The organism is Stenotrophomonas maltophilia group sp. Smal12, from assembly GCF_037079935.1.
GTDB lineage: Bacteria > Pseudomonadota > Gammaproteobacteria > Xanthomonadales > Xanthomonadaceae > Stenotrophomonas > Stenotrophomonas sepilia.
Map to the genome: position 1 here is coordinate 1 of NZ_JBAWUK010000095.1, position 6,057 is coordinate 6,057.

The 6,057-nt window shown below is 66.7% G+C and carries 5 protein-coding genes; 2 read left to right on the plus strand and 3 right to left on the minus strand.

Features of this window, described 5'->3' with window-relative positions:
- Positions 1-284: 284 nt before the first annotated feature.
- The 3 genes from cgtA to rplU form a co-directional block, all read right to left on the minus strand.
- The gene (gene cgtA, locus WDC87_RS21560) at positions 285-1,337 is read right to left on the minus strand and encodes an Obg family GTPase CgtA (RefSeq protein WP_065196548.1); all 1,053 of its coding nucleotides are present in this window, start codon (positions 1,335-1,337) and stop codon (positions 285-287) included.
- Between the two features lie 177 nt (positions 1,338-1,514).
- The gene (gene rpmA / locus WDC87_RS21565) at positions 1,515-1,778 is read right to left on the minus strand and encodes a 50S ribosomal protein L27 (protein ID WP_005415704.1); all 264 of its coding nucleotides are present in this window, start codon (positions 1,776-1,778) and stop codon (positions 1,515-1,517) included.
- An 18-nt stretch (positions 1,779-1,796) separates the two neighbouring features.
- A complete protein-coding gene (rplU, locus tag WDC87_RS21570; protein ID WP_005408557.1) occupies positions 1,797-2,105 on the minus strand; it encodes a 50S ribosomal protein L21 in 309 nt (102 codons plus the stop codon).
- Positions 2,106-2,444: 339 nt separating this feature from the next.
- Between rplU and uvrA the strand changes: the two genes are divergently transcribed.
- Complete coding sequence (gene uvrA / locus WDC87_RS21575) at positions 2,445-5,438, plus strand: excinuclease ABC subunit UvrA (RefSeq protein WP_061480766.1); 2,994 nt, start codon at positions 2,445-2,447, stop codon at positions 5,436-5,438.
- Positions 5,438-5,845 carry a thioesterase family protein gene (locus tag WDC87_RS21580; RefSeq protein WP_061480767.1) on the plus strand — a complete coding sequence of 136 codons (408 nt, stop codon included), beginning with the start codon at positions 5,438-5,440 and terminating at the stop codon, positions 5,843-5,845. The genes uvrA and WDC87_RS21580 overlap by 1 nt, the downstream gene beginning before the upstream one ends.
- The last annotated feature ends 212 nt before the right edge of the window (positions 5,846-6,057 follow it).

Consider the following 6,057-nt stretch of genomic DNA (forward strand, 5'->3'; position numbering starts at 1 on the left):
AAAAAATAAAGTGTCTCCACCAAAAACGCCCCAACTAACAACACCAAAACGCCAGCCCCGCCCGGGCTGCGGGGGGGGCCCCCCGCGGGGTTGGGGGGTCGCGAAAAACACCCGGCGCGGGGGGGGGTTTTTTTTTTTTTGGGGGGGGGCGGGGGGGGGGGGGGGGGGGGGGGGGGGGGGGGGGGGGCGCGGGGGGGGGGGGGGGGGGCGGGGGGGGGCCCCCACTACCGGGGAACAAAAAAACCCGGCCGAAGCCGGGTTTTTCGCATGGAACCACAACAGCATTACTGCGCGTCGCGGGCTTCCTGCTCTTCTTCCTTCTGGCGATCGAAGAAGGCCATGATCCGGCTCATGATCGGGAAGGTGCCTTCGCGCCCCAGTGCGGAGACCAGGAACCACGGCTCCTTCCAGCCCAGCTCGGCAACGATCTGCTCGGCCGCGGCCTGCGCCTCGTCTTCGAACATCAGGTCGGCCTTGTTCAGCACCAGCCAGCGCGGCTTTTTCAGCAGTTCCGGGTCGTGCTTCTCCAGCTCGCGCTCGATCGCACGCACCTGCTCCACCGGCGAGATGCCGTCCACGCCACCTTCCATCGGCGAGATGTCCACCAGGTGCAGCAGCAGGCGGGTGCGCTGCAGATGGCGCAGGAACTGCGCGCCCAGGCCGGCGCCATCGGCCGCGCCTTCGATCAGGCCCGGAATGTCGGCGATCACGAAGCTGCGGTGGTTCTCCACCTTCACCACGCCCAGGTTCGGGTACAGCGTGGTGAACGGGTAATCAGCCACCTTTGGCGTCGCCGCCGAAACGGCGCGGATCAGGGTGCTCTTGCCGGCGTTGGGGAAGCCCAGCAGGCCGACATCGGCCAGCAGCTTCAGCTCCAGCTTCAGCGTGCGCTCCTCGCCCGGCTCGCCCGGCAACGCCTGGCGCGGCGAGCGGTTGGTCGAGCTCTTGAAGTGCATGTTGCCCAGGCCGCCACGACCGCCCTTGGCCACCAGCAGGCGATCGCCGTGCTGGGTCAGGTCGCCGATGACTTCATCGGTGGCGACGTTGATCACCACGGTGCCGACCGGCACGGTGATGGTCAGATCTTCGCCCCCCTTGCCATAGGCCTGGCGGCCCATGCCGTTCTCGCCGCGCTGCGCCTTGAAGATGCGCTCATGGCGGAAGTCCACCAGGGTGTTCAGGTTTTCGTCGGCGCGGATGTACACGCTGCCGCCCGCACCGCCGTCGCCGCCGTCCGGGCCGCCGAGCGGAATGAACTTCTCGCGACGGAAGCCAATGCAGCCGTTGCCGCCGTTGCCGGCGAACACTTCGATTTCTGCTTCGTCTACCAGTTTCATTGTTTCGATGCCTGCGATGGGCGCGGCCTGCTGGCCGCCACCTTGAATGTCATGCCGGCCGTGGGCCGGCAACCCGGCCCAGCCGGTCTTGCTTCAACTCTAACGAAAAGCCCCGCCGAAGCGGGGCTCTTCATGCAGCACTCCCATGCCGGGGCACGGGTGCCGGCGATGCCTGGATCAGGCGTCGGCCGAGACGATGCTGACGGTGCGACGCTTCTTGGCGCCCTTGACCGAGAACTCCACCTTGCCGTCCACGAGGGCGAACAGGGTGTGGTCACGGCCCAGGCCAACGCCCGAACCCGGGTGGAACTGGGTGCCGCGCTGACGCACGATGATGTTGCCGGCTTCGATGGCCTGGCCGCCGAAGATCTTGACGCCCAGGTACTTCGGGTTGGAGTCGCGACCGTTGCGCGAGGAGCCTACGCCCTTTTTATGTGCCATGACTGCTTCTCCTGATGCTTAGCCGGCGATGCCGGTGATCTCGATTTCGGTGTAGTACTGACGGTGACCCTGACGCTTCATGTGGTGCTTGCGGCGACGGAACTTGATGATCCGGACCTTGTCAGCACGACCCTGGGACAGGACCTTGGCGGTGACGGCAGCGCCCTTCAGCGCATCGCCCAGCTTCACGCCGTCGCTGTCACCCAGCATCAGGATGTTGTCAAACTTGATCTCGCTGCCGACTTCGACTTCGAGCTTTTCAATGCGGAGCTTTTCGCCCTGCGCCACGCGGTATTGCTTACCGCCGGTGACCAGTACTGCGTACATGACCAGGCCTTCCTCTGTAGTTATTGTGGTCTGAGCTGCCGCCATCGAGGGCGGACAGGAGCGGGATTGTACGCAGATCATCGGGCGCGGGTCAAGTCAACCCCTGGAGGGCCTGGAGGCCGGGCCCTGCCGGGCCGCGCCATGCCCGGCTGAACGGTCCGGGGTCCAGGCAGCCGAGCATGGCTCGGCTCTACACAAAGCTGTCGGCCCGTCTCACAAGGTGAGACACCGGGCTGGCATTGTCGCCCATTGCCCCCATCTGGTCACCTCGGTAGGCTGACCGATTGCCGTTCCCTGCTGGCCCGGCACCCAGCCAACGCCCCCACAACCGGATCCCCCATGGCGATGGATTTCATCCGCATCCGCGGCGCGCGGACGCACAACCTGAAGAACCTCGACCTCGACCTGCCCCGCGACAAGCTGATCGTGATCACCGGCCTGTCCGGCTCGGGCAAGTCCTCGCTGGCGTTCGACACCATCTATGCAGAAGGTCAGCGCCGCTATGTCGAGTCGTTGTCGGCCTATGCGCGCCAGTTCCTGAGCGTGATGGAGAAGCCGGACCTGGACCACATCGAGGGCCTGTCCCCGGCGATCTCGATCGAGCAGAAGTCGACCTCGCACAACCCGCGTTCGACGGTCGGCACGATCACCGAGATCTACGACTACCTGCGCCTGCTGTACGCCCGCGTCGGCACCCCGCGCTGCCCGGACCACGGCTACCCGCTGGAAGCGCAGACGGTCAGCCAGATGGTCGACCAGGTGCTGACCCTGGACCCGGAACAGCGCTACATGCTGCTGGCCCCGGTCATCCGCGACCGCAAGGGCGAGCACGCGCAGGTATTCGACCAGCTGCGTGCGCAGGGCTTCGTGCGCGTGCGCGTGGACGGCGAGCTGCATGAGATCGACGCGGTGCCGCCACTGGCGCTGCGCCAGAAGCACACCATCGAGGCGGTGATCGACCGCTTCCGCCCGCGCGAGGACATCAAGCAGCGCCTGGCCGAGAGCTTCGAGACCGCGCTGAAGCTGGGCGACGGCATGGCGTCGGTGCAGAGCCTGGACAACACGGAAACCGCGCCGACCCTGTTCTCCTCCAAATACTCCTGCCCGGTCTGCGATTACTCGCTGCCGGAACTGGAGCCGCGCCTGTTCTCGTTCAACGCACCGATGGGCGCCTGCCCCGGCTGCGATGGCCTGGGCATGGCCGAGTTCTTCGATCCTTCGCGCGTGGTGGTGCACCCCGAGCTGTCGCTGGCCGCCGGTGCGGTGCGCGGCTGGGACCGCCGCAATGCCTACTACTTCCAGCTGATCGCTTCGCTGGCCAAGCACTACCGGTTCGATGTCGACGCGGCCTGGAACTCGCTGCCGGACAAGGTGCAGCAGGCCGTGCTGTACGGCAGCGGCGACGAAGCGATCACCTTCACCTACTTCACCGAAGCCGGTGGCCGCACCCAGCGCAAGCATCGCTTCGAGGGCATCATTCCCAACCTCGAGCGCCGCTACAAGGAAACCGAATCGCCGGCGGTGCGCGAAGAGCTGTCCAAGTACATCAGCGAACAACCCTGCCCGGAATGCCATGGCGCGCGCCTGAACAAGGCTGCACGCAATGTGTTCGTGGCCGACCGCCCGCTGCCGGAGCTGGTGGTGCTGCCGATCGACGAGGCGCTGAAGTTCTTCAGCGAGCTGAGCCTGCCGGGCTGGCGCGGCGAGATCGCCGCGAAGATCGTCAAGGAAATCGGCGAACGCCTCGGCTTCCTGGTCGACGTGGGCCTGGATTACCTGACCCTCGAGCGCAAGGCCGACACCCTGTCCGGTGGCGAGGCGCAGCGCATCCGCCTGGCCAGCCAGATCGGCGCCGGCCTGGTCGGCGTGATGTACGTGCTCGACGAACCATCGATCGGCCTGCACCAGCGCGACAACGAACGCCTGCTCGGCACCCTCACCCGCCTGCGCGACCTCGGCAACACGGTGATCGTGGTCGAGCATGACGAGGACGCGATCCGCCTGGCCGACTACGTGCTGGACATCGGCCCGGGCGCGGGCGTGCATGGCGGCGAGATCGTCGGCCAGGGCACCCTGCAGGACATCCTGGAGGCACCGCGCTCGCTGACCGGCCAGTACCTGTCGGGCAAGCGCGCGATCGAGATCCCGGCGCGCCGGCACAAGCCGAACCCGAAGATGACCCTGCACCTGCGCGGGGCCAGCGGCAACAACCTCAAGGGCGTGGACCTGGCGATTCCGTCGGGCCTGCTGACCTGCGTGACCGGTGTGTCCGGCTCCGGCAAGTCGACCCTGATCAACGACACCCTGTTCTCGCTGGCCGCCAACGAGATCAACGGCGCCTCGCACCCGATCGCCCCGTACAAGGAGATCGATGGCCTGGACCTGTTCGACAAGGTGGTGGACATCGACCAGTCGCCGATCGGCCGCACCCCGCGTTCGAACCCGGCCACCTACACCGGCCTGTTCACTCCCCTGCGCGAACTGTTCGCACAGGTGCCCGAAGCGCGTGCACGCGGCTACTCGCCGGGCCGCTTCAGCTTCAACGTGCGTGGTGGCCGCTGCGAGGCCTGCCAGGGCGATGGCCTGATCAAGGTCGAGATGCACTTCCTGCCGGACGTGTATGTGCCGTGCGATGTCTGCCACGGCAAGCGCTACAACCGCGAGACGCTGGAGATCCTGTACAAGGGTTTCAACATCAACGACGTGCTGGAAATGACCGTCGAGGATGCGCTGAAGCTGTTCGAGCCGGTGCCGTCGATTGCACGCAAGCTGGAAACGCTGGTCGACGTCGGCCTGAGCTACATCAAGCTGGGCCAGAGCGCGACCACGCTGTCCGGTGGCGAAGCGCAGCGCGTGAAGCTGTCCAAGGAACTGTCGCGCCGTGATACCGGCCGCACCCTGTACATCCTCGACGAGCCGACCACCGGCCTGCACTTCCACGACATCGAAGCGCTGCTGGGCGTGCTGCACAAGCTGCGCGACGAAGGCAACACGGTGGTGGTGATCGAGCACAACCTGGACGTGATCAAGACCGCCGACTGGATCGTCGATCTGGGTCCGGAGGGTGGCCACCGCGGCGGCACCATCCTGGTCACCGGCACGCCGGAAGACGTGGCGGCCTGCCCGCAGTCGTATACCGGCCAGTTCCTGGCCCGCATGCTGCCCTCCACCAGCGCGCGCCCCGAGCAGCCGGCCGCCGTGGCCAACAAGCCCGACGCCCGCCCGCCGCGCAAGGTGAAGCCCGAGAAGCCGGCCAAGGTGGCGAAGAAGGCCGTGGCCGCCAAGAGCACCGGCAAGGCCAGCAAGAGCACGTCGAAGAAGAAGGACGCCTGATGAGCAGCGAACACAAGATCCTGGCCCGCATCCCGATCAGCGTGCGCTGGCGTGACATGGACAGCATGGGCCACGTCAACAACGCCAAGTACATTTCCTACCTGGAAGAAGCGCGCGTGCGCTGGATGCTGGGCGTGGACGGCGTGTCGATGACCGACCGCATCGCCCCGGTCGTGGCCGCGACCAACGTCAATTACCGGCTGCCGATCGTGTGGCCCAACGACATCGTGGTCGAATTGTTCGTCGAGCGCCTGGGCAACAGCAGCGTGACCATCGGCCACCGCATCGTCGACCAGCAGGACGCGTCGAAGCTGTATTCCGACGGCAACGTGGTGGTGGTCTGGATGGATACGCAGACCGGCAGGAGCGCGCCGCTGCCTGAGGCGATCCGCAGCGCTTCCACCTGAAGGTAGTGCCGGGCGCGGGCCGGCAACCGCCACACCCGTCGGGCCTGGCGGCCCCCGGCCGGGCCTACCGCTCCCATTTAAACGCCGGTGCTGTTCCCCCCGTCTGGACTGAGGGGCGTGGTGGCCGGGCTGGTCGCCGTGCCGACCGCCGGCTTGCGCCGCGCCCCCGGCTGGCTGGGGGAGCACCTGCTGGCCCCTCTGAAGTACGACCT